This is a genomic window from Variovorax sp. UMC13, assembly GCF_014170375.1.
GTDB lineage: Bacteria > Pseudomonadota > Gammaproteobacteria > Burkholderiales > Burkholderiaceae_C > Variovorax.
In genome coordinates this window covers 172,245-193,701 of record NZ_LZZW01000024.1, presented here as the reverse complement: position 1 = coordinate 193,701, position 21,457 = coordinate 172,245, and the positions used below count along the sequence as shown (strand labels likewise).

At 69.5% G+C, this 21,457-nt stretch carries 18 protein-coding genes and 1 pseudogene; 12 read left to right on the top strand and 7 right to left on the bottom strand.

The window, feature by feature from the left end; translation table 11 throughout:
• From mltB to A9977_RS20215, 4 genes are read right to left on the bottom strand one after another with little or no spacing between them, the layout of a single operon-like run.
• A complete protein-coding gene (gene mltB, locus A9977_RS20230) occupies positions 1 to 1,086 on the bottom strand; it encodes a lytic murein transglycosylase B (protein ID WP_183026671.1) in 1,086 nt (361 codons plus the stop codon).
• Positions 1,087 to 1,138: 52 nt separating this feature from the next.
• Positions 1,139 to 3,145 (bottom strand): DUF3488 and transglutaminase-like domain-containing protein, encoded by a 2,007-nt coding sequence (locus A9977_RS20225; protein WP_183026670.1) that lies wholly within the window; start codon positions 3,143 to 3,145, stop codon positions 1,139 to 1,141.
• Positions 3,139 to 4,107 carry a DUF58 domain-containing protein gene (locus A9977_RS20220; RefSeq protein ID WP_183026669.1) on the bottom strand — a complete coding sequence of 323 codons (969 nt, stop codon included), beginning with the start codon at positions 4,105 to 4,107 and terminating at the stop codon, positions 3,139 to 3,141. Before A9977_RS20220 ends, A9977_RS20225 begins: the two co-directional genes overlap by 7 nt.
• A 12-nt stretch (positions 4,108 to 4,119) precedes the next feature.
• Positions 4,120 to 5,040 (bottom strand): MoxR family ATPase, encoded by a 921-nt coding sequence (locus A9977_RS20215; RefSeq protein ID WP_183026668.1) that lies wholly within the window; start codon positions 5,038 to 5,040, stop codon positions 4,120 to 4,122.
• A gap of 100 nt (positions 5,041 to 5,140) precedes the next feature.
• Here A9977_RS20215 and A9977_RS20210 point away from each other — a divergent pair, with 100 nt between their 5' ends.
• The 11 genes and pseudogenes from A9977_RS20210 to cydX all read left to right on the top strand — a co-directional run bounded on the left by A9977_RS20210 (position 5,141) and on the right by cydX (position 19,050).
• Entirely contained in the window at positions 5,141 to 6,097 is a 957-nt protein-coding gene (locus A9977_RS20210) for a histone deacetylase family protein (protein WP_183026667.1), read from the top strand.
• 1 nt (position 6,098) lies between these two features.
• Positions 6,099 to 7,382: a mechanosensitive ion channel family protein gene (locus A9977_RS20205; protein WP_183026666.1), complete on the top strand. Its 1,284-nt coding sequence runs from the start codon at positions 6,099 to 6,101 to the stop codon at positions 7,380 to 7,382.
• Between the two features lie 153 nt (positions 7,383 to 7,535).
• Positions 7,536 to 8,093 (top strand): annotated as a pseudogene (locus tag A9977_RS34370) (electron transfer flavoprotein subunit beta/FixA family protein); the annotation flags it as partial.
• A 195-nt stretch (positions 8,094 to 8,288) separates the two neighbouring features.
• On the top strand, positions 8,289 to 9,221 hold the full coding sequence (locus A9977_RS34365) for an electron transfer flavoprotein subunit alpha/FixB family protein (protein WP_259652071.1): 933 nt from the start codon (positions 8,289 to 8,291) through the stop codon (positions 9,219 to 9,221).
• A 94-nt stretch (positions 9,222 to 9,315) separates the two neighbouring features.
• Positions 9,316 to 11,106, top strand: coding sequence for an acyl-CoA dehydrogenase (locus tag A9977_RS20195; protein ID WP_183026664.1), 1,791 nt, complete (start codon positions 9,316 to 9,318; stop codon positions 11,104 to 11,106).
• A gap of 164 nt (positions 11,107 to 11,270) precedes the next feature.
• On the top strand, positions 11,271 to 12,233 hold the full coding sequence (locus A9977_RS20190; RefSeq protein WP_183026663.1) for a nitronate monooxygenase family protein: 963 nt from the start codon (positions 11,271 to 11,273) through the stop codon (positions 12,231 to 12,233).
• A gap of 254 nt (positions 12,234 to 12,487) precedes the next feature.
• Complete coding sequence (gene cydD / locus A9977_RS20185) at positions 12,488 to 14,170, top strand: thiol reductant ABC exporter subunit CydD (RefSeq protein WP_183026775.1); 1,683 nt, start codon at positions 12,488 to 12,490, stop codon at positions 14,168 to 14,170.
• Positions 14,167 to 15,915: an amino acid ABC transporter ATP-binding/permease protein gene (locus tag A9977_RS20180; protein WP_183026662.1), complete on the top strand. Its 1,749-nt coding sequence runs from the start codon at positions 14,167 to 14,169 to the stop codon at positions 15,913 to 15,915. Before cydD ends, A9977_RS20180 begins: the two co-directional genes overlap by 4 nt.
• 48 nt (positions 15,916 to 15,963) lie before the next feature.
• Positions 15,964 to 17,577, top strand: coding sequence for a cytochrome ubiquinol oxidase subunit I (locus A9977_RS20175; RefSeq protein ID WP_183026661.1), 1,614 nt, complete (start codon positions 15,964 to 15,966; stop codon positions 17,575 to 17,577).
• A 16-nt stretch (positions 17,578 to 17,593) separates the two neighbouring features.
• Positions 17,594 to 18,748 carry a cytochrome d ubiquinol oxidase subunit II gene (cydB, locus tag A9977_RS20170; protein WP_183026660.1) on the top strand — a complete coding sequence of 385 codons (1,155 nt, stop codon included), beginning with the start codon at positions 17,594 to 17,596 and terminating at the stop codon, positions 18,746 to 18,748.
• 152 nt (positions 18,749 to 18,900) lie between these two features.
• Positions 18,901 to 19,050, top strand: a complete 150-nt coding sequence (gene cydX / locus A9977_RS20165) for a cytochrome bd-I oxidase subunit CydX (RefSeq protein WP_183026659.1) — start codon at positions 18,901 to 18,903, stop codon at positions 19,048 to 19,050.
• A 19-nt stretch (positions 19,051 to 19,069) separates the two neighbouring features.
• Here the strand turns inward: cydX and A9977_RS20160 are convergent, their stop codons facing one another.
• The 3 genes from A9977_RS20160 to A9977_RS20150 form a co-directional block, all read right to left on the bottom strand.
• Positions 19,070 to 19,420 (bottom strand): hypothetical protein, encoded by a 351-nt coding sequence (locus tag A9977_RS20160; protein ID WP_183026658.1) that lies wholly within the window; start codon positions 19,418 to 19,420, stop codon positions 19,070 to 19,072.
• Positions 19,421 to 19,970: 550 nt separating this feature from the next.
• Entirely contained in the window at positions 19,971 to 20,354 is a 384-nt protein-coding gene (locus tag A9977_RS20155; protein WP_183026657.1) for a nuclear transport factor 2 family protein, read from the bottom strand.
• A gap of 152 nt (positions 20,355 to 20,506) precedes the next feature.
• On the bottom strand, positions 20,507 to 21,100 hold the full coding sequence (locus A9977_RS20150; protein WP_183026656.1) for a GbsR/MarR family transcriptional regulator: 594 nt from the start codon (positions 21,098 to 21,100) through the stop codon (positions 20,507 to 20,509).
• Between the two features lie 164 nt (positions 21,101 to 21,264).
• Here A9977_RS20150 and A9977_RS20145 point away from each other — a divergent pair, with 164 nt between their 5' ends.
• Complete coding sequence (locus A9977_RS20145) at positions 21,265 to 21,450, top strand: hypothetical protein (RefSeq protein ID WP_183026655.1); 186 nt, start codon at positions 21,265 to 21,267, stop codon at positions 21,448 to 21,450.
• Positions 21,451 to 21,457 lie beyond the last annotated feature (7 nt).

Sequence of the window (21,457 nt, the reverse complement as noted above, 5' to 3'; positions counted from 1 at the left end):
TCAGGGCGAGACGATCGCCTTGACCTCGTTGCCCAACTCGAGCACCGACATCGCGTAGTAGCTGCTCCAGTTGTAGCGCGTGATCACGTAGAAGTTCTGCGTGCCTGCCACGTAGCTGGGCGCGTCGGGGCCGTTCTGCAGCTCGATCAGCGCGAGCAGGCCCGGGTGCGACAGCGCCTCGCCGCGCAGCGTGGCGCCGGCGGCGACGAAGCTGTCGGCGCTGAAGGTGGGCTTGATGTCGGGCGCCATCAGGATCTGCATCTTCAGCCGCTCGGGGTCGAGGCGCACCGGGAAGATCGAGGCCATGCCGCGCTGCCAGCCGAAGGCCTTGAAGTAGTTGGCCACCGAGCCGATCACGTCGGCCGTGTTGTTCACCAGGTCGATGCGGCCGTCGCCGTCGAAATCGACCGCGTATTTGGCCAGGCTGCTGGGCATGAACTGCGGCATGCCCATGGCGCCGGCATAGCTGCCCAGCGGCACCAGCGGGTCCTGCGCGGTGCGGCTCTCGATGCTCAGGAAGCTCTCGAGCTCGCCGCGGAAGAAGGCCTCGCGCTCGGCCGCGCGCGGGTGGCCCTGCGGGAAGTCGAAGGACAGCGTGGCCAGCGCATCGATCACGCGGAAGTTGCCCATGATGCGGCCATAGAGCGTCTCGACGCCGATGATGCCCACGATGATCTCGGGCGGCACGCCGTACTCGGCCTCGGCCCGCGCCAGCAGCGCCGCGTTGTCGCGCCAGAAGCGCACACCGGCGTTGATGCGGATGGGGTCGACGATGCGCGCGCGATAGGCGTTCCAGTTCTTGGCCGAGCCCTTGGCCGGCGGCAGCATGAGCCGCGGCACGTTGGGCAGCAGCTGCGCGGCGCCGATGGTGGCGCGCACCCAGTCGCGGTCGAGGTTGCGGCGCGCGGCCACGTCGTCGGCGAAGCGCATCGCATCGTCGCGCGTGGCGTAGGGCACGGTGCCACGCACCGCGGTCGCGCCGCGGCGCGCATCGGCGTTCTGCGCGATCGCCGCGGGCGGCAGGGCCAGGGCCGCGAGGAGCAGGCCGGCGAGAAGGGAGGGGGCGGTCGAGGAGAGGCGTCGCATGCGTCGATTGTGCCGTCGCCCCGCAAAGCGCCTTGTGGGAATACCGCTGCTTTCAGGCGGGCCAGCGCAGCCGGCGGAATTCGGCGCGCAATGGGCCCAGCGCGGTGGCAGGCGCGGGCGCATAGCGCTGCGCCTCGAGCGCGAGCAGCCAGTCGTGCGCAGGCTGGGCCGATGCACCGAAGCGCTGCGTGGCCAGCGCCGCCATCTGGCGCGGCGTGGCCGGCTCGGGCAGGACGAGGCCGGCCTTCTCGAGGCGCCGGCGCGCGCGGCGCAGCAGCCGCAGCCAGGGGTCGTGCTGGGCACGCTCCCACAAGGTCCAGCCCGCGCCGCCCAACGTCGCGATCACCAGCATCCAGAGCAGCACCGTGGCCAGGTCCTGCAGGCTGGGCGATTCGAAGCCCAGTGACTTGAGCAGGTCCAGCTGGCGGCTCTGCGTGTAGTTGAGCACCCACTGGTTCCAGCGGTTGTTGACCGCCTCCCAGGCCGCGCGCAGGTTCTGCGACAGCGTCGGGCTCATGGTGCCGATCGCGTTGGCGAAGAAGCCCGGTGGCGTGCTCAGCCGCTGGAAGCTGCCGATGCGCCCGGGAGAGACCGAGGCCGTGGGGTCGACCCGCGTCCAGCCCGTGCCGGCCTGCCAGACCTCGGCCCAGGCGTGGGCGTCGGACTGGCGCAGCACCCAGTAGCCGTCGACGCCGTTGAGCTCGCCGCCCTGGTAGCCGGTGACGATGCGCGCCGGGATGTCGAGCCCGCGCATCAGCACCACGAAGGCCGAGGCGATGTGTTCGCAGAAGCCGGTCTTGCGGTCGAACCAGAACTCGTCGGCGGTTTCGTCGCCGTACACGCCGGGCTCCAGCGTGTAGCTGTAGCCGCCGCTGCGCAGGCGGTCCAGCGCGGCCTGCACGAAAGCGGGCGTGTCGGCATTGGCCAACCGCGGATCGCGCTTCATCTCGGCCGCGAGCGCGAGCGTGCGCGGATTGCGGCCCGCGGGCAGCGCCACATAGGGCTGCAGCGCCGCGGTGCGCCGCAGCGGGCCGCTCTGGAAGTCCGGATAGCTCTCGGCACGGTAGCGCACCAGGTCGCCGATCGCGCGGTTGGCCACCCATTGCAGTTCGGGCGTGGCCATCACGCGCAGGCCGGGGATCTCGGGCAGTGTTTTCGGCGCGGGGGCGTCGAGCGTGAGCAGCCAGGGCCGGTTGCTGGGCTCGAGCGTGACCTCGTAGCGCACCGGCTCGCCCCGCACGCGCAGGTTGGCGTCGAAGCTGCCGCGCTCCCAGGGCGGGGTCGCGGTCCATTCGCGGCCGTCGAAGTTCGACAGCACCGGGCCGCGGAAGTAGAGCTGGGGCTGGGGCGGCGGGCTGCCGCCATCGAAGCGCACGCGCGCGGCGATGCCGTCGTCGAGCGCCAGCTGCGCGATGGTGCCCACGCGCATGCTGTTCGACAGCCCGCTGCGCCCGGTCATCTCGTCGTTGGGCGTGCCCCACAGCGGCGCCATGCGCGGGAACAGCATGAACAGCGCGAGCATGATCGGCGCGCCCAGCAGCGCCATGCCGCCCGCGGTGCGCGCGGCCTGCAGCAGCGGCGGCCGACCCACCGGCATGTGGGCGTTGACCAGCGCGGTCAGCAGGCCCAGCAGCGCCAACAGCATCGCCACCGCGGTCGGCAGCGACTGCGACTGGAAGAAGTTGGTCAGCATCACGAAGAAGCCGAGGAAGAAGATCACCAGCGCGTCGCGGCGCGCGCGCACCTCCAGCGTCTTGAGCGCGAGCAGCACCACCACCAGCGTGACGCCCGCATCGCGCCCGAGCAGCGTGCGGTGGCTGGCGAAGATGGCGGCCAGCGCGACCGCCAGCAGCGCGAAGCGCCACCAGCGCCCGGGCAGCGGCCGCGACTGCACGGCCAGGGTGCCGCGCCAGACCAGCACGCCGAGCGTGAACAGCGTGCACCACAGGGGCAGGGCGCCGACCTGCGGCAGCAGCACGAGCGCGATCACGCACAGCAGGAACAGCGTGTCGCGCGCATCGCGCGGCAGCGTGCCGAGCCGTTGTGTCAGGTTCAGCATGTGGCCAGCACCTCGAGGCAGCGGCGCCGATGCGCTTCGCCTTGCGAAGGCGGCACCTGCCGCCCGGCCACGCGCAGGCCGTAGTCCACGCCCAGCCGGTCGGCCATCAGCACCCAGGCGCACAGGCGCGAGAGCCGGGCCTCGACATCGGGCAGGCCGGCATGCTGGGCATCGAGCCAGAGCTCGTGCCGCTGCGACTGCTGGGTGTCGCGGCTCACCAGTTCGTCGGAGCCCGCAGCCTGGGCGCGCGCGGCCTTCTTCCAGACCACCAGCTTGAGCGGGTCGCCGCGGCGGTAGGCGCGCACGCCGTCGTATTCGCCGGCGCTCGCGGCCCGCGCCAGCGAGGTGCTGGCATCGCCGGACAGCGGTTCGCCGGGCGGCAGGGCCGGCGGATGCGCTTCGGGCGCGGGGTAGACCAGCAGCGGCGAGGCCGGCCGCCAGACGGTCCAGACGCGGAAGGTGCCGAGCGGAAAACGAGTCTCGGCCGTGAGCGGCGGCACCGGGTGCAGGCCGCGGCGCTCGGGCTTGAAGGCGATCTCGACCGTCTCGCTGCCCTGGGCCGGCACGTCGCACCAGGCCCACTGGCCGCTGCCGCGCACCGCCAGGCCGATGCCGTGGCGCACGCTGCGCCGCGCGTTGTGCAGCACGATGCGGAACATGGCGGCGCTGCCCGCGTACTGCGGCTCGGGCGGCATCAGGTGCATGGCTAGGCCGCGCAGCGTGGCGTGGCTCACGTGCATGCCCACGGCCACGCAGCCGGCCAGCATGAAGGTCAGCAGGTAGCCCAGGTTGAGCTGGTAGTTGATCGACGCGACCAGCAACACGACCAGCGTCAGCGCCAGCATCCAGCCCGCGCGCGTCGGCACGATGTAGACGTTGCGCTGGGTCAGCGCGAGCATGTCGCTGGGCGGCCGGCGGGACAGGAACCAGCCGTCGATGCGCCGGCGCAGCGTGGCGATCATGGACGGTTCAGGTCAGGGGAGGGGGATCGCGGCGACCATGGCGCGCACCTGCTCGAAGGCGCCGCGGCCGGCGTCGCCCACGGGCGTGACGCGGTGCGCCACGGTCTGCGGCAGCACGGCCTGCACGTCGTCGGGCGCCACGTAGTCGCGCCCAGCCAGCAGCGCCTGCGCCTTGGCGGCGCGCAGGATCGCGATGCCCGCGCGCGGCGACAGGCCCTGCAGGAACCAGCGGCCGTCGCGGGTGGCAGCGATCAGGTCCTGCACATAGTTCAGGAGCGGTTCGGAGGCGTGCACCTGCTGCACGCGCTGCTGCAGCGCCTGCAGTTCGCCCGCGTCGAGCAGCGCGGGCAGGGTGGCCAGCATCTCGCGCCGGTCGGCGCCGGCCAGCAGCTCGCGCTCGGCCGCGCGGTCGGGGTAACCCAGCGAGATGCGCATCAGGAAGCGGTCGAGCTGCGATTCGGGCAGCGCGAAGGTGCCGAGCTGGTCGTGCGGGTTCTGGGTGGCGATCACGAAGAAGGGCGTGGGCAGCGGCCGGGTCTCGCCTTCGATGGTCACCTGCTTCTCCTCCATCGCCTCGAGCAGCGCGCTCTGGGTCTTGGGGCTGGCGCGGTTGATCTCGTCGGCCAGCAGCACCTGCGAGAAGATCGGCCCGGGATGGAACACGAAGGCCTGCTGGTTGCGGTCGTAGATGGCCACGCCCGACAGGTCGCCCGGCATCAGGTCGGCCGTGAACTGCACGCGCGAGAACTGCAGCCCGAAGGTGTGCGAGAGCGCGTGGGCGAGGGTGGTCTTGCCGACCCCCGGCACGTCCTCGATCAGCAGGTGGCCGCCCGCCAGCAGGCAGGCCACGCAGTCGCGCACCTGCGCCTCTTTGCCCACGATCACCGTGTTAAGCTGAGCCAGCAAACTGGCGAGCTTTGCGGCAACGTCCATTTTTGTATCCATATGCAAACCATACCGCAAGGCGCGAAGGCCCACGCCGGCTAAGGGTGGCGGGGCGCAGCGACGAGTCCGCGGTGAGATCGACCGAGACATGGGCAAAACCGGCTACTTCACACACCGCGACTGCTGGAAACACGACATGGGCGGCGGGCACCCCGAATGCCCGGAACGCCTCGACGCCATCGAGGACCGGCTGCTGCTCACCGGCGTCGGCGACGCCCTCGAACGCTGTGACGTGCCGCTGGCCACGCTCGAACAGATCACCCGGGCCCACAGCGTGGCCCACCTCGAACATCTCGAATCGCTGAGCCAGCGCCTGATCGAGGACAACCCCGCCGGCGGCCCCACCCACGCGATGCTCGACCCCGACACCGTGCTGATGCGCTACACCGTGCTGGCCGCGCGCCGGGCGGCCGGCGCCGCGGTGGCCGCCACCGACGCCGTGATGTCGGGCCAGCTCGAGAACGCCTTCTGCGCGGTGCGCCCGCCCGGCCACCATGCGTGCCGCGAGCAGGCCATGGGCTTCTGCTTCCTCAACAACGTGGCGATCGCGGCGCGCCATGCGCTCGAGGTGCACGGGCTGGAACGCGTGGCCGTCGTCGACTTCGACGTGCACCACGGCAACGGCACCGAGAACATCCTGGCCGGCGATCCGCGCGTGCTGATGGTCGGCTTCTTCCAGCATCCCTTCTATCCTTTCAGCAACGTCGACCATCCGGCGGCGAACATGCTCAACCTGCCGGTGCCGGCCTACACCAAGGGCATGGACATCCGCGAGCTGATCGACATGATGTGGCTGCCGCGGCTGGACGCCTTCAAGCCCCAGATGATCTTCGTGAGCGCCGGCTTCGACGCCCACCGCGACGACGAGATGGGCCAGCTGCGGCTCAACGAGAACGACTTCGCCTGGATCACCGAGCGGGTGCACGAGGTGGCGCGGCGCCATGCGCGCGGGCGCATCGTGTCGCTGCTCGAGGGCGGCTACAACCTCGACGCGCTGGCCCAGAGCGTGGAGGCCCACATCCGGGTGCTCGCAGACCTGCGCTGAGATGAACCTCGACGACTTCATGGCGCGGCTGGCCCAGGTCCAGGCGCGCGGCCTCTGGATCGAGCTGGCGGCGCTGGTGGCCTGCGTGGCGCTGGCCTGGGGCGTGAGCCGCTGGTTCGGCCGCGACCAGCCCAGCGACTCGATCTGGTTCGGCGCGCGCACCTTCGACGGCCTGCTGTTCCCGCTGCTGGCGCTGGTGTTCACCGAGTTGGCGCGGCGCGTGGTGCACGACTTCCAGGTGGTGGTGGTGCTGCGCATCGCGGTCTCGGTGTTCGTGTCGCTGGCCGCGATCCGGCTGATCGCGCGGGTGCTGCGCGCGGTGTTCCCGGCCTCGACGCTGGTGCGGCTGGTCGAGCGCACCGTGTCGTGGGCGGCCTGGGCCGGCGCGGTGCTATGGATCGTCGGCCTGCTGCCGCCGGTGCTGGCCGAGCTCGACGACATCACGCTGGCCTTCGGCAAGACCCGGGTCAGCCTGCTGACCTTCTTCCAGGGCACGCTCTCGGCCGGCCTGGTGCTGGTGGTGGCGCTCTGGATCTCCAGCACGATCGAGAAGCGCATCCTGCGCGAGGCCGTGACCGACCTCTCGATGCGCAAGGTGGCCTCGAACGCGATCCGCGCGATCCTGCTGCTGATCGGCCTGCTGTTCGCGCTGTCGGCCGTGGGCGTGGACCTCACCGCGCTGTCGGTGCTGGGCGGCGCGCTGGGCGTGGGCCTGGGCTTCGGGTTGCAGAAGCTGGCGGCCAACTACGTGAGCGGCTTCGTGATCCTGCTCGAGCGCTCGATCCGCATCGGCGACAACGTCAAGGTCGACAGCTTCGAGGGCCGGATCACCGACATCAAGACCCGCTACACCCTGATCCGCGCGGGCAACGGGCGCGAGGCCATCGTGCCCAACGAATCGCTGATCACCAGCCGGGTCGAGAACCTGTCGATCTCCGACCGCAAGTTCAACATCACGACCGCCATCGTGGTCGGCTACGAGAGCAGCGTGGCGCAGGTGCAGTCGATCCTGGTCGAGGCGGCCAAGGCCCAGGCGCGGGTCATGACCGACCCGTCGCCCATCGCCTACTTGACCAACTTCGCGCCCGACGGCCTGGAGTTCACGCTGCATTTCTGGGTCACCGACCCGGAAAAGGGCCGGGACAACCTGCGTTCGGCCATCAACATCGCGATCCTCGAGGGCCTGCGCGCCGCGGGCATCGACATTCCCTATCCACAGCGCGTGCTGCGGGTCGCATCCCTGCCCGAGGGTTTTCAGCAGGCGCCGATGGCACCTCCCGTATAATTTTCCCTAAAAAAGCACGATCGTTCTTTTCCGCCAGTCGGAATCGGCCTGCCTCGGCGGTGACCGAAACGGACAGGGCCCACGAAGCCCTCGCCCTAGAATGATTGGCTACCCCGAATTCACTCAGTTTTGCAATCCTACGGAGTCATACCCATGAAGGTTCTGGTCCCAGTCAAACGGGTCGTCGACTACAACGTCAAGGTCCGTGTGAAGAGCGACGGCACGGGCGTCGACATCGCCAACGTCAAGATGAGCATGAACCCCTTCGACGAGATCGCCGTCGAAGAGGCGGTGCGCCTGAAGGAGAAGGGCGTGGTGACCGAGGTCATCGCCGTCTCCTGCGGCGACGCGAAGTGCCAGGAAACCCTGCGCACCGCGATGGCCATCGGCGCCGACCGCGGCATCCTGGTCGAGACCACCGAAGAGCTGCAGCCCCTGGCCGTCGCCAAGCTGCTCAAGGCGCTGGTCGACAAGGAACAGCCCCAGCTGATCATCCTGGGCAAGCAGGCCATCGACGACGACGCCAACCAGACCGGCCAGATGCTGGCCGCGCTGGCCGACCTGCCGCAAGCCACCTTCGCCTCGAAGGTCGAAGTGGCCGGCGACAAGGCCACCGTCTCGCGCGAAGTCGACGGCGGCATGGAGACGCTGACGCTCACGCTGCCGGCCGTGATCACGACCGACCTGCGCCTGAACGAGCCGCGCTACGTGACGCTGCCCAACATCATGAAGGCGAAGAAGAAGCAGCTCGACACCTTCAAGCCCGAGGACCTGGGCGTGGACGTCAAGCCGCGCCTGAAGACCCTCAAGGTCAGCGAGCCGCCCAAGCGCGGTGCCGGCATCAAGGTGCCCGACGTCGCGACCCTGGTGGACAAACTGAAGAACGAAGCGAAGGTGATCTGGAACATGAGCGCACTTGTCATTGCTGAACACGACCACGCCACGGTCAAGCCCGCCACCCTCAACACCGTGACCGCAGCCATCGCCTGCGGCGGTGAAGTCCATGTGCTGGTCGCTGGCGCCAATGCCGCCGAAGCCGGCAAGGCCGCCGCGCAGATCGCCGGCGTCACCAAGGTCATCGTGGCCGACAGCCCGAGCCTGGCCGAGAACTTGGCTGAAAACGTGGCCGCGCAGGTGCTGGCGATCGCCGGCAACTACAGCCACATCCTGTTCCCCTCGACCGCCAACGGCAAGAACGTCGCACCGCGCGTGGCCGCCAAGCTGGACGTGGCACAGATCAGCGACATCACGGCCGTGGTGAGCGCCGACACCTTCGAGCGTCCGATCTACGCCGGCAACGCGATCGCCACCGTGCAGAGCGGCGATGCGACCAAGGTCATCACGGTGCGCACCACCGGCTTCGATGCGGCAGCCGCAACGGGTGGTTCGGCTTCGGTCGAAACCGCCGAAGGCGTGGCCGACAGCGGCAAGAGCGCCTTCGTGGGCCGCGAGGTCACGAAGAGCGAGCGCCCCGAACTGACGGCCGCCAAGATCATCGTCTCGGGTGGCCGCGCGCTGGGCAGCGCCGAGAAGTTCCAAGAGGTGATGGCACCGCTGGCGGACAAGCTCAACGCGGGCCTGGGTGCATCGCGTGCGGCCGTCGACGCGGGCTACGCCCCGAACGACTGGCAAGTGGGCCAGACCGGCAAGATCGTGGCGCCGCAGCTGTACATCGCGGCCGGCATCTCGGGCGCGATCCAGCATCTGGCGGGCATGAAGGACTCCAAGGTGATCGTGGCGATCAACAAGGACGAAGAGGCACCGATCTTCTCGGTGGCCGACTACGGCCTGGTGGCGGACCTGTTCGTCGCCGTGCCGGAGCTCGTCAAGGCGCTCTGATCGGCCTTCGACGACTGGACAAGAGGGCATCGTTCGCGATGCCTTTTTCATATCTGCAGCCGCTGTCGATGCGGCTGCCCCCTGGAGACACCCCATGAGCTACACCGCCCCCCTCAAGGACATGCTGTTTGACATCGAGCACCTGGCCCACATCGGCGAGATCGCCAAGCTGCCCGGCTTCGAGGAAGCCGGCCTCGACACCGCACAGGCCGTGCTCGAGGAGTGCGCACGCTTCAACCAGGACGTGGTGGCACCGCTCAACGTCGAAGGCGACCGCAACCCCTCGTCCTTCAAGGACGGCGAAGTCACCACCAGCAAGGGCTTCAAGGACGCCTTCGCGCAGTACGTGTCGGGCGGCTGGCAGGGCCTGCAGCACCCCGCGGACTTTGGCGGCCAGGGCCTGCCCAAGACCATCGGCGCGGCCTGCGGCGAAATGCTGAACTCGGCCAACATGAGCTTCGCGCTGTGCCCGCTGCTCAGCGACGGCGCGATCGAGGCGCTGCTCACGGCGGGCTCGGACGAACTCAAGGCGGTGTACCTCGAGAAGCTGGTGAGCGGCCAGTGGACCGGCACGATGAACCTCACCGAGCCGCAGGCCGGCAGCGACCTCGCGCTGGTGCGCAGCCGTGCCGAACCGCAGCCCGACGGCACCTACAAGGTCTTCGGCACCAAGATCTTCATCACCTACGGTGAGCACGACATGGCCGAGAACATCGTGCACCTGGTGCTGGCCCGCGTGAGCGGCGCGCCCGAGGGCGTGAAGGGCATCAGCCTGTTCGTGGTGCCCAAGTTCATGGTCGAGAAGGATGGCTCGCTGGGCGCGCGCAACGACGTGCACTGCGTGAGCATCGAACACAAGATGGGCATCAAGGCCTCGCCCACGGCCGTGCTGCAGTACGGCGACCATGGCGGTGCCGTCGGCTACCTCGTGGGCCAGGAGAACCGCGGCCTCGAGTACATGTTCATCATGATGAACTCGGCCCGCTATGCGGTGGGCATGCAGGGCATCGCAATCGCCGAGCGCGCCTACCAGCACGCCGTGGCCTACGCCAAGGACCGCGTGCAGAGCCGCCCGGTCGACGGCTCGATCAACGGCAGCGCGGCGATCATTCACCACCCCGACGTCAAGCGCATGCTGATGACGATGCGCGCCTACACCGAAGGCTGCCGCGCGATGGCCTCGGTGGCCGCCGCGGCCTACGACGCCTCGCACCACCATCCCGATGCCGACGCGCGCAAGCAGAACCAGGCCTTCTACGAATTCATGGTGCCGCTGGTCAAGGGCTACAGCACCGAGATGAGCCTGGAAGTGACCTCGCTGGGCGTGCAGGTGCACGGCGGCATGGGCTTCATCGAGGAGACCGGCGCGGCGCAGTACTACCGCGACGCGAAGATCCTGACCATCTACGAAGGCACGACCGCGATCCAGGCCAACGACCTCGTGGGCCGCAAGACCGCGCGCGACGGCGGCCAGACCGCCAAGGCCATCGCCGCGCAGATCGAAACCACCGAAGCCGAACTCGCCAAGCGCGACAGTGCCGATGCGCGCGCGGTGCAGAAGCGCCTGAAGGCCGCGCGCGAAGCCTTCGTCGACGTGGTGAACTTCGTCGCCGGCCAGACCAAGGCCTCGCCCAATGCGGTGTTCGCGGGCAGCGTGCCCTACCTGATGCTCGCGGGCAACCTGGTGGCCGGCTGGCAGCTGGCGCGCTCGCTGCTGATCGCCGAGGAACAGGCCCGGGCCGGCCACGAAGTGGCCTTCATGCAGGCCAAGGTCGCGACCGCGCGCTTCTATGCCGAGCACATCCTCAACAAGGCGCCGGGCCTGCGCGACAGCATCGTCGACGGCGCCGAGAGCGTCACTGCGTTGGCGCTCGACGCCTTCTGAAACACGGACTTCCGGACGCAGAAGTCGCAAAGGTTACGCAGAAGTCGCAGAAGAAAAATCAAAATTTGTCTTCGGTCTCTTCTGCGTCCTCTGCGTCACTTTTGTCTTCCTTCTGCGTCCGGAAGTCCGATCCCGCATCCCTCAACTTTCCTGAGACAAGCACCATGTCCAAGCTCCCCTCCGTGCTCGCGAACCTGCCGCTGCCCATCATCGGCTCGCCGCTCTTCATCATCAGCAACCCCAAGCTGGTGATCGCCCAGTGCAAGGCCGGCGTGGTCGGCGCGATGCCGGCGCTCAACGCGCGGCCGGCCGCGCAGCTGGAGGAGTGGCTGATCGAAATCACCGAGGAACTCGCGGCCTACAACAAGGCCAACCCCGACAAGCCGGCCGCGCCCTTTGCCATCAACCAGATCGTGCACAAGAGCAACGACCGGCTCGAGCACGACATGGAGATGGTCGTGAAGTACAAGGTGCCGATCGTCATCACCTCGCTGGGCGCGCGCGTCGACGTCAACGAAGCGGTGCACAGCTACGGCGGCGTGACGCTGCACGATATCATCGACAACAAGTACGCCAAGAAGGCGATCGAGAAGGGCGCCGACGGCATCATCGCCGTGGCGGCCGGCGCCGGCGGCCATGCGGGCGTGAAGAGCCCGTTCGCGCTGATCCAGGAGATCCGCCAGTGGTTCGACGGCCCGATCGCGCTGTCGGGCTCGATCGCCAGCGGCGACGCGGTGCTGGCGGCGCAGGCCATGGGCGCCGACTTCGCCTACATCGGCACCGCCTTCATCGCGACCGAGGAAGCCCGCGCCAGCGAGGCCTACAAGCAGGCCATCGTCGACGGCAGCTCCGACGACATCGTCTACTCGAACCTGTTCACCGGCGTGCACGGCAACTACCTCGCGCCCAGCATCGTCGCGGCCGGCATGGACCCCGCGAACCTGCCCCAGGGCGACCTCAAGACCATGAACTTCGCCTCGGGTGACGGCAGCAAGGCCAAGGCTTGGAAGGACATCTGGGGCTCGGGCCAGGGCATCGGCGCGATCACCGAGGTGACCAGCACCGCGGCCTTCGTCGAGAAGCTCAAGCGCGAGTACCTCGCGGCGCGCGCGCGGCTGGCGCTCTGATCCGCTTCCTCTCGGCCGGCTGACCCCCCGCCCAGTGCCTGGGCGGTGAACGACGGCGCGTCCAGCGCCGCTCGAAAAAATCCCTTGCTGCGACCCCGCCGCCACCTCGCGAGAGCCCGTGGCCGCGCAGCCGCGCGCGCCTGTCTTTGGCCATTTCACGTATCGCGGTCATCATGCGCCGTGCAAACGCAGCGCACATCCTTTAAACTTCAGGAAGTTTCAGTAAATACTGAAATTACATGAATCCCACAAAGATGTCTTCGTCGCCTTCCCACACCACGCCATCGCCCGAGGCCGTCGGCCGGTCGACCGATGCCTTGCGCGCCCTGGCGGCCCCGGGCCTCGGCAGCCTGGTGCAGGGCGCCGCGGCGCTGTTCTGGTTGCCGCAGGCGGGCCTGCTGGCCTGGGCGGTGCAGGGGCTGGGCGCGGGCGAGGGCATGGCCGCGGTGTGGCTGCCGGCGCTGGGCGTGTTGCTGCTGGGCGTGGCGCGCGCGGCCTGTGAGGCCTGGGGCGCGCGCCGCGTGTTCGCCGAGGTGCGGACCCAGCTCTCGGCCTTGCGCGCGCAGGTGGCGCGCGCGCTGGCGGCCCGCTCGCCGCTCGATGCGCGCCGGCCGGCCTCGGGCCTGGCGGCCAGCGCGATCGCCGAGCAGGCCGAGGCGGTGGTGCCCTACTTGGCGCGCTACCAGCCCGCGCGCTGGCGCGCGGTGCTGGTGCCCTTGTGCATCCTGCCGCTGGTGGCCTGGTTCTCCTGGGTGGCGGCGCTGGTCCTGCTGGTCACGGCCCCGCTGATCCCGCTGTTCATGGCCATCGTGGGCTGGCGCGCGCAGGCCGCGAGCCGCGAGCAGATGGTGGCGATGGGCGGCATGAACGCCTTCCTGCTCGACCGGCTGCGCGGTCTGGCCACGCTGCGCGCGCTGGGCGCGGTCGACGCCACCGCGCGCCGGCTGGGCGAGGCCGCGCAGTCGCTGCGTCGCCGCACCATGGCCGTGCTGCGCATCGCCTTCCTGTCGTCCGCGGTGCTGGAGCTGTTCGCTGCGCTGGGCGTGGCGATGGTCGCGGTCTATGTCGGCTTCCATCTGCTGGGCACGCTGGAATTCGGCAGCTGGGGCACGCGCCTCACGCTGGGCGAAGGTCTGTTCGTGCTGCTGCTGGCGCCGGCCTTCTACGAGCCGCTGCGCGAGCTGTCGGCCGTGTGGCACGACCGCGCGGCTGGCGAGGCGGCGCTCGACGCGCTCGACGGGCTGGCCGAGGGCGGCGTGCCGCTGCCGGGCGCACAGGGCGAGGCGGCCGTGGGCGAGCGCGTCGGCGCACCCTCGGTCCGGATCAGCGACCTGCACTTCGGCCATGCCGGCGAAGCGCCGGTGCTGCAAGGCTTCGACCTGCGCATCGCGCCCGGCGAACACGTCGCGCTGATGGGCGCGAGCGGCGCCGGCAAGACCGCGCTGCTGAGCCTGATCGCGGGCCTGGTGCCGGCCGATTCGGGTGAGATCGCCATCGGCGGCGTCGCGCTGGACGACGCGAGCGCCGCCGGCCTGCGCCGCCGCATCGGCTGGATGGGCCAGCGCCCCCATGTGTTCGCGGGATCGGTGCAAGCCAACGTGGCGCTGGGGCGCGAGGGCGTGCACGGCCCGCAGGTCGAACAGGCGATGCGCTTCGCCGCCCTGGGCGGCGTGGCGCAGGCCCATCCCGCCACCGCGCTGGGCGAAGGCGGCAGCGGCCTGTCGGGCGGCGAGGCCGTGCGGCTCGCGCTGGCGCGCATCGCGGCCCAGCCCGCGGCCGACCTGCTGCTGGTCGACGAGCCCACCGCGCACCTCGACTGCGAAACGGCCGAGCGCGTGGCGGATGCCCTGATGGAACTGGCGCACGGCAAGACGTTGATCGCCGTGACGCACGACCCCGTCCTGGCCGCGCGCATGAACCGCGTCATTCAGCTATGAGCACGAGCATTCCCCTGAAGACGCGTCGTCGCCGCCCCGGTTTCCGCGGACGGGTCGTGCCGCCGAGCCGTGCCGCCAGCGAGTTGCGCACCGTCCTGCGCCCCTTGCTCGCCACCGCCCCGCGCCGGCTCGCGCTGGGCGCCGCGCTGGCCGCGCTCACCGTGCTGATGGGCATGGCGCTGCTGGGCCTGTCGGGCTGGTTCATCACCGCCACCGCGCTGGCCGGCCTGAGCGCCAGCACCGCGCTGGTGTTCGACGTGTTCGCGCCCTCGGCCGGCATCCGGCTGCTGGCGCTGGGCCGCACCGGCGCGCGCTACGGCGAGCGCCTGGTGACGCACGACGCCACCTTCGCCGCGCTGGCCGACCTGCGCGAACGCCTGTTCCGCGGCTGGGCCCGGCCCGAGGCGGCGCGGCGGCTGCAGGCCCGGCCGGCCCGGCTGCTGTTCCGGCTCACGGCCGACATCGACGCGCTCGAATCGCTCTACCTGCGCCTGATCGTGCCGGCCCTCGCGGCCCTCGGCGCGGCGCTGCTGGCGGGCACGGTGCTGGGCTTCATGCACATCGGCATGGGCGTGGCGCTGACCGGCTGGCTGATCGCCTTCGGCTGGGGCATGGCCTGGGTCGTGGCGCAGCGCGCCAAGCCGCATGCGATGCGGCGCGCCCAGGCGATGGAAGCCTTGCGTGCCCGCGCGGTCGACCTCGTGGCCGGCCAGACCGAGCTCGCGATGGCGGGCCGGCTCGATGCGCAATGCGAGGCATTGGCCGCGGCCGACCGCCGGCTCGCGCGCGCCGACCTGGCGCTCAACCGCCTCGAACTGCGCGCCGGCATGGGCTATGGCTTGGCGGGCACGCTGACCCTGGTCGCGGTGCTGCTGGGGGTGGGCGCGCTGGCGGGCGAGGGCGCGATCGGCGCGCCGGCCGCGGCGCTGGCCCTGCTGCTGGCGCTCACGGCCACGGAGCCCTTCGCCGCCTTGCGCCGCGGCGCACTCGAGGCCGGCCGCACCTGGCTCGCGGTGCGCCGCCTCGCGCCGCGCATGCACGACAGCGCGCCACCGGTGCCGGCCGCCGCCTCCGAGGACGTCCGCCTGCACGACATCGTCGCGGGCTACGAAGGCAGCGCGGTGCAGGCGTTGCACGGCCTCTCTTTCACGATCGCGCCCGGCGAGCGCGTGGCGCTGATCGGCCCCAGCGGCGCTGGCAAGTCCACGCTGCTCTCGGTGCTGGCCGGCGAACTCGCGCCCACGCAGGGCGAACTGCGCGTGCCGCCGCACTGCCTGCTCACGCAGCGCACCGAGCTGTTCCAGGACGACCTGCGCGACAACCTGCGGCTGGCCGACCCTTCGGCCGACGATGCGCGGCTCTGGTCGGTGCTCGAGGCCGCGGGCCTGGCGGCCGAGGTGCGCGCCACCGCGGTCGGGCTCGACACCGCGCTGGGCGAGGGCGGGCTGGGCCTGTCGGGCGGCCAGCTGCGCCGGCTCGCGCTCGCGCGGCTGCTGCTGCGCGACGCCTCCTTCTGGCTGCTGGACGAGGCCACCGAAGCGCTCGACACCGCCACGGCCCACGACGTGCTGCAGCGCCTGGCCGCCGCGGCGACGGGCCGCACGCTGCTGATCGCCACCCACCTGCGCCGCGAGGCCGCGCTGGCCGACCGGCTGCTGTGCCTCGACGACGGCCGCCTCACGGCCGAGCTCGCGCGCGGCACCCCGGCCTTCGAGGCCGCGCTGCGCACCCTGCGCCCCGACTGACGCCACACACGACGCCACGACCGAAGAAGAAACGAAAGGAACCTCCCCATGGACCTCGACATCGTCGCTCTCTCCCGATTGCAGTTCGCCCTCACGGCGCTGTACCACTTCCTTTTCGTGCCGCTGACCATCGGTCTCGCGGTGATCGTCGCCATCATGGAGACGGTCTACGTGATGACCGGGCGCACGGTCTGGCGCGACATGACCAAGTTCTGGGGCGTGCTCTTCGGCATCAACTTCGCGATGGGCGTGGCCACCGGCATCGTGATGGAGTTCCAGTTCGGCATGAACTGGAGCTACTACAGCCACTACGTGGGCGACGTCTTCGGCGCGCCGCTGGCCATCGAAGGCCTGATGGCCTTCTTCCTCGAAGCCACCTTCGTCGGCCTGTTCTTCTTCGGCTGGGACAAGCTCAGCAAGGTCGGCCATCTGATGACCACATGGGCCGTGGCCATCGGCTCCAACTTCTCGGCGCTGTGGATCCTGATCGCCAACGGCTGGATGCAGAACCCGGTGGGCTCGGCCTTCAACCCGCAGACCATGCGCATGGAGGTCACCGATTTCTTCGCCGTGCTGACCAACCCGGTGGCGCAGGCCAAGTTCGTGCACACGGTGTCGGCCGGCTACACGGTGGCGGCGATCTTCGTGCTGGGCGTGTCGGCCTGGTATGTGCTCAAGGGCCGGCACCTGGAACTCGCCAAGCGCTCGATGACCGTGGCCGCGTCCTTCGGCCTCGCGGCCTCGCTGTCGGTGGTGGTGCTGGGCGACGAGAGCGGCTACCTCTCGACCGAGCACCAGAAGATGAAGCTGGCCTCGATCGAGGCCATGTGGAAGACCGAGCCCGCGCCGGCCGCCTTCACCGCCTTCGGCTTCCCCGACCAGGCCGCGCGCGAGACGCACTATGCGATCCACATCCCGGCCGTGATGGGCCTGATCGGCACCCGCTCGCTCGACACCGTGATCCCCGGCATCGAGGAACTGGTCGAGCGCGCCGAGGAGCATATCCACGCGGGCATCAAGGCCTACGACGCGCTGCAGACCATCCGCGCGGCCGGCAGCGATGCCGCGGTGCCGGCCGCCGCGCGCGAGGCCTTCGAGGCCAACGGACAGTCGATGGGCTACGCCTTGCTGCTCAAGCGCTATGTCGACGACCCGCGCCAGGCCACGCCCGAGCAGATCCAGAAGGCCGCCTGGGACACGGTCCCCGCGGTGGCGCCGCTCTACTGGTCCTTCCGCATCATGGTCGGGCTGGGCATGTTCTTCATCCTGCTCACCGCCACCTTCTTCGTGCTGTCGACGCGGCGCCGGCTCGATGCGCACCCGTGGCTGCTCAAGGTCGCGGTGTTCGCGATCCCGCTGCCGTGGATCGCCGCCGAGTGCGGCTGGATCGTGGCCGAGGTCGGCCGCCAGCCCTGGGTGATCGAAGGCGTGCTGCCAACGGCCGTGGCGGTGTCGAACCTGGGCGTGACCACCTTGCTGATCACCATCGTGGGCTTCGTGGCGATCTACACCACGCTGTTCGTGATCGAGATGAAGCTGATGCTCAAGGCCATCCGCAAGGGGCCCGAGGAGCATCCCGTGCCGCCGCCCGCGCTCTACCGCGCCGGTGCCGCACCCGAGCTGCGCGCCTCGCCGCGCCCCCTGACCGGCGCCGCCGAATAACCGAGGAGCACACACCATGGTCCTGAACGAACTGATCTCCTACGAAACCCTGCGCATGGTCTGGTGGCTGCTGATCGGCGTGCTGCTGGTCGCCTATGCGGTCACCGACGGCTTCGACCTCGGCGCCGGCATGCTGCTGCCCTTCGCGGGGCGCAACGACAACGAGCGCCGCGTGATCATCAACAGCGTCGGCCCGGTCTGGGAAGGCAACCAGGTCTGGCTGATCCTGGGCGGCGGGGCGGTTTTCGCGGCCTGGCCGCAGCTCTACGCGGTGTCCTTCTCGGGCTTCTACCTCGCGATGTTCGTGATCCTGGTCGCGCTGATCCTGCGGCCCGTGGCCTTCAAGTTCCGCAGCAAGCGCGAGGAGCCGGCCTGGCGCGCGCGCTGGGACGCGGTGCTGTTCGCCAGCGGCCTGGTGCCGGCGCTGATCTACGGCGTGGCCGTGGGCAACGTGCTGCAGGGCGTGCCCTTCCGTTTTGCCAGCGACATGCGCATCTTCTACGACGGCACGTTCTTCGGCCTGCTGAACCCCTTCGCGCTGCTGTGCGGCCTGGTGTCGGTCGCGATGATGCTGATGCACGGCGCGGCCTGGCTGCAGCTCAAGACCGACAGCGCCGTGGCCGAACGCGCACGCACTTACGGCAGCTGGGCCGCCATCGCCACGCTGCTGCTCTACACGCTGGCCGGCTTCGCGCTCTGGACCTGGATCGACGGTTACCGCGTGACCAGCGCGCTGCCGACCACCGGCCCGTCGAACCCGATGCTCAAGACCGCCGAACTGCACGCCGGCGCCTGGTTCCTCAACTACGCGGCCAAGCCCTGGCTGTGGGCGGCACCGGTGCTGGGTCTCGCGGGCGCATTGCTGGCGCTGATCGGCCTGCGCCTGCGGCGCGAGGTGGCCACGCTGTTGGCCAGCGGCCTGTCGATCGCGGGCATCGTGCTCAGCGTGGGCGCGTCGATGTTCCCCTTCATCCTGCCCTCGTCGATTGACCCGCGCGCCAGCCTGATGGTGTGGGACTCGTCCTCGAGCCACCTGACGCTGTTCAACATGCTGGTCGCGACCGCGATCTTCCTGCCGATCATCGTGGCCTACACCACCTGGGTCTACCACGTGCTGTGGGGCAAGGTGGATGCCGAAGCCATTCGAGATGAGCGCGGACACGCGTACTAGGCCCACCCCCGAGGCCTCGCGCACTGCGTGTCGCTTCGGCTTCCCCCTCGAGGGGGCGACACCAGCGGCCCGGCAAAGCCGGTTCCGCGGTGTCACTGGCCCACCCCCGATGGAATGCAACGAGAACCGAGAGGTTCGGAAAGGACTGACAGATGTGGTACTTCGCCTGGATCCTGGGGCTGCCGCTGGCAGCCACCTTCGCGGTGCTCAATGCGATGTGGTACGAGCTGATGGACGACGAAGCGATTCGCCGCGACAAGTTCGAGACGCCTGAACCGTCCCGGAATCAGGAGCGCTTGTAGCCGGCTGTTGACGGACCGGTCAAGCCGGTGGCGGCTGCAGCGCAGCACGCGCACGCTCGGACAGAGGGACGCTGGCGGGCAGCCGTGCCAAGGCGGCCGCGCCGCGGGCGGCGGTGCCGACGTTGCCCACGAAGGTCAGGCGCGCGTCGCGGAACGTGAAGATCAGATTGAAGGTGCCGTGGGTCGAGCGCACATCGACTTCGCGCACCTCCGCATGAGGCCGCTGCCGCAGGCGCAGCACGCGGAACACCAACTGCCCGCTTTCAAGGCGAAAGACCGGATTCAGGCTGTTGCTGGCCAGTGCGACCCACGGCAGCCCGCGCCAGCCGATGAAGGTGGCCAGGACGCGAAGCTCGCCGTTCCGCATCATCGCGGGGCCGCCGACCGGGCCGATACGCGTGGGGGGCCGAGGCCACTCGCCACCTGCGTCATGGTCGTCGAACGGACACCCCTTGCCTCTCTGTCCACGGTGTGCTCCTGGCTGGAATGTCTGCATCGCATGCCATCCGCAAGAAACGGACGAGGCGCCATTCGAGCAGTGTGGGCGCCGCGCCGCGCGAACGTCAGCGTTGCGAGCTTCAGTTACCTGAACACGGGCGGCTCGGGGTCGAGCAATTCCTACCAGGCTGCCTACGTCAGCCAGCCATTCAAACTGGAGCCGTTTCTCGATGCCAAGTCTTACGCGGCGCGGGCCGGACAGTGCGATCTGCCACCTGGCATGGTCTGAACACCGCCACCGGCATCCTCTCCGGTACGCCGGCACTGACGGGCCCCTACGGTTGCTTCATCGATGTGGCTATTACAAATGACGGTATGAGCTGGGGGTCCTCGGGTCAGTTCTTCGCCGTCATCCAGTGAGTCGGGCGCTTCCGCGCCGAGCCGGGGCCTGCCGCGTGGCGCGTGGCGCGTGTACCGGGTTGTCAGCCCCCTTGCGCGAGTTCATCGCCTTCTTCCAGACGGGCCTCGATCACGAAGGCTTGCAGGTCGGCCATCTTGCCGTCGCGAAAGCGCCAGACATCGCAATACGCGTGGCGGCTGGTCTTGCCTTCTTCGTCCTTCAGCAGGATATCCCCGAGAGCCGCGAGCGCGTCGCCCTCGGCGATCAGGCGATGCACCTCGAAGCGGGGCGGCTCCTTGTAGGCGATGGCCATCCACTCGCGCACGGCCTGCTTGCCGCGCAGTGTCCTGTCGCCGACGAAGGTCCAGGTCGTGTCCTCGGTGCAGAGGGCGAGGAAGCCCTCGCAGTCGCCTCGGGTGATGGCCGCATTGGCCTTCTGCAGAATTGCCTTGTGGGTCTCGGACATTCAAAACGCTCCTGTGTTCGGCCGACGCATGCAAACAACGCGTACCGGCCAGGCCGCTTCTACCCGTCCGGCTGCTGTTGATTGCCGGCTCGATCGCCATGACGGCGTCAGCTTTTGGCGCGTCGCGGAAGTGGACCCCTGCGGCGCGCAGCCTACTTCTCGGCCGCCTTCCCCCGCTTGCCCCCGCCCGTCAACCGGTCCTTGAGCCCCAGCACCTTGGTCACGGTCGCGCCCATGCCCATGAGCTGCATGGCGGTCTCGGGCGCCAGGCGCTGCACGTCGTCGAACCACTTCATCAGCCGGTCGATCAGGTCGTGCATCTCGCGCATGCGCTGCTGGGCATGGCGCTCCTCGGCCGAGGTGGGTTCCTCGAGCAGCGCCATGCGCAGCATCGACAGCGTGGGTTCGATCTCGCGGCGGCGGCGCTCCTCGGCGAGCACGCGGAAGATCTCCCAGACATCCGACGGCGCTTCGAAGTACTCGCGGCGGTCGCCGGACTGATGGCGCAGGCGCACCAGCCGCCAGGCCTGCAGTTCCTTCAAACCCATGCTCACGTTGGAGCGCGAGAAGGCCAGCAGCTCGGAGATCTCGTCGGCGTTGAGCGCACGCTCCGATAAAAAGATCAGCGCATAGATCTGGCCAACGGTGCGGTTGATGCCCCACTTGCTGCCCATCTCGCCGAAGTGGGCGACGAACTGGCGGTTGAGGGGCGGGAGCTCGAGGGGAGGGCTGCTGGTGCTGGGCATGCCGTGATTGTTGCGCGTTGGTGCTGAAGCTTCAAGAAGTTCTGAAATTCTGGCGTTTCCACGTTTCCAGTTTCCAGGGTGCTTCCGGGGTGCTTCCGGATTGACCTGCGTTTCGCGCCGCACCGATACTGGTCGCCACATCCAGCCCCCACGAAAGGCATTGCATGAGCAACGAATTGCGCAAGAAGCTGCACGAACTGTCGGTGCTGGTCGACAACGCGCCCGACCCGCAGACCCGCGCCATCGTCGAAGCGCTGCGGCTGCAGACCGCGATCCTCAACGAGCGGCTGTTCGCCATCGACCTGCAAATAGGCGAGCTGATCCAGCGGATGGATGCGCGGGTCGGCTGAAGTGCGC

Coding starts and splice junctions, on each gene's coding strand:
- mltB (WP_183026671.1), bottom strand. CDS start 1,086: ATGCGACGCCTCTCCTCGACCGCCCCCTCCCTTCTCGCCGGCCTGCTC.
- A9977_RS20225 (WP_183026670.1), bottom strand. CDS start 3,145: ATGCTGAACCTGACACAACGGCTCGGCACGCTGCCGCGCGATGCGCGC.
- A9977_RS20220 (WP_183026669.1), bottom strand. CDS start 4,107: ATGATCGCCACGCTGCGCCGGCGCATCGACGGCTGGTTCCTGTCCCGC.
- A9977_RS20215 (WP_183026668.1), bottom strand. CDS start 5,040: ATGGACGTTGCCGCAAAGCTCGCCAGTTTGCTGGCTCAGCTTAACACG.
- A9977_RS20210 (WP_183026667.1), top strand. CDS start 5,141: ATGGGCAAAACCGGCTACTTCACACACCGCGACTGCTGGAAACACGAC.
- A9977_RS20205 (WP_183026666.1), top strand. CDS start 6,099: ATGAACCTCGACGACTTCATGGCGCGGCTGGCCCAGGTCCAGGCGCGC.
- A9977_RS34365 (WP_259652071.1), top strand. CDS start 8,289: ATGAGCGCACTTGTCATTGCTGAACACGACCACGCCACGGTCAAGCCC.
- A9977_RS20195 (WP_183026664.1), top strand. CDS start 9,316: ATGAGCTACACCGCCCCCCTCAAGGACATGCTGTTTGACATCGAGCAC.
- A9977_RS20190 (WP_183026663.1), top strand. CDS start 11,271: ATGTCCAAGCTCCCCTCCGTGCTCGCGAACCTGCCGCTGCCCATCATC.
- cydD (WP_183026775.1), top strand. CDS start 12,488: ATGTCTTCGTCGCCTTCCCACACCACGCCATCGCCCGAGGCCGTCGGC.
- A9977_RS20180 (WP_183026662.1), top strand. CDS start 14,167: ATGAGCACGAGCATTCCCCTGAAGACGCGTCGTCGCCGCCCCGGTTTC.
- A9977_RS20175 (WP_183026661.1), top strand. CDS start 15,964: ATGGACCTCGACATCGTCGCTCTCTCCCGATTGCAGTTCGCCCTCACG.
- cydB (WP_183026660.1), top strand. CDS start 17,594: ATGGTCCTGAACGAACTGATCTCCTACGAAACCCTGCGCATGGTCTGG.
- cydX (WP_183026659.1), top strand. CDS start 18,901: ATGTGGTACTTCGCCTGGATCCTGGGGCTGCCGCTGGCAGCCACCTTC.
- A9977_RS20160 (WP_183026658.1), bottom strand. CDS start 19,420: ATGATGCGGAACGGCGAGCTTCGCGTCCTGGCCACCTTCATCGGCTGG.
- A9977_RS20155 (WP_183026657.1), bottom strand. CDS start 20,354: ATGTCCGAGACCCACAAGGCAATTCTGCAGAAGGCCAATGCGGCCATC.
- A9977_RS20150 (WP_183026656.1), bottom strand. CDS start 21,100: ATGCCCAGCACCAGCAGCCCTCCCCTCGAGCTCCCGCCCCTCAACCGC.
- A9977_RS20145 (WP_183026655.1), top strand. CDS start 21,265: ATGAGCAACGAATTGCGCAAGAAGCTGCACGAACTGTCGGTGCTGGTC.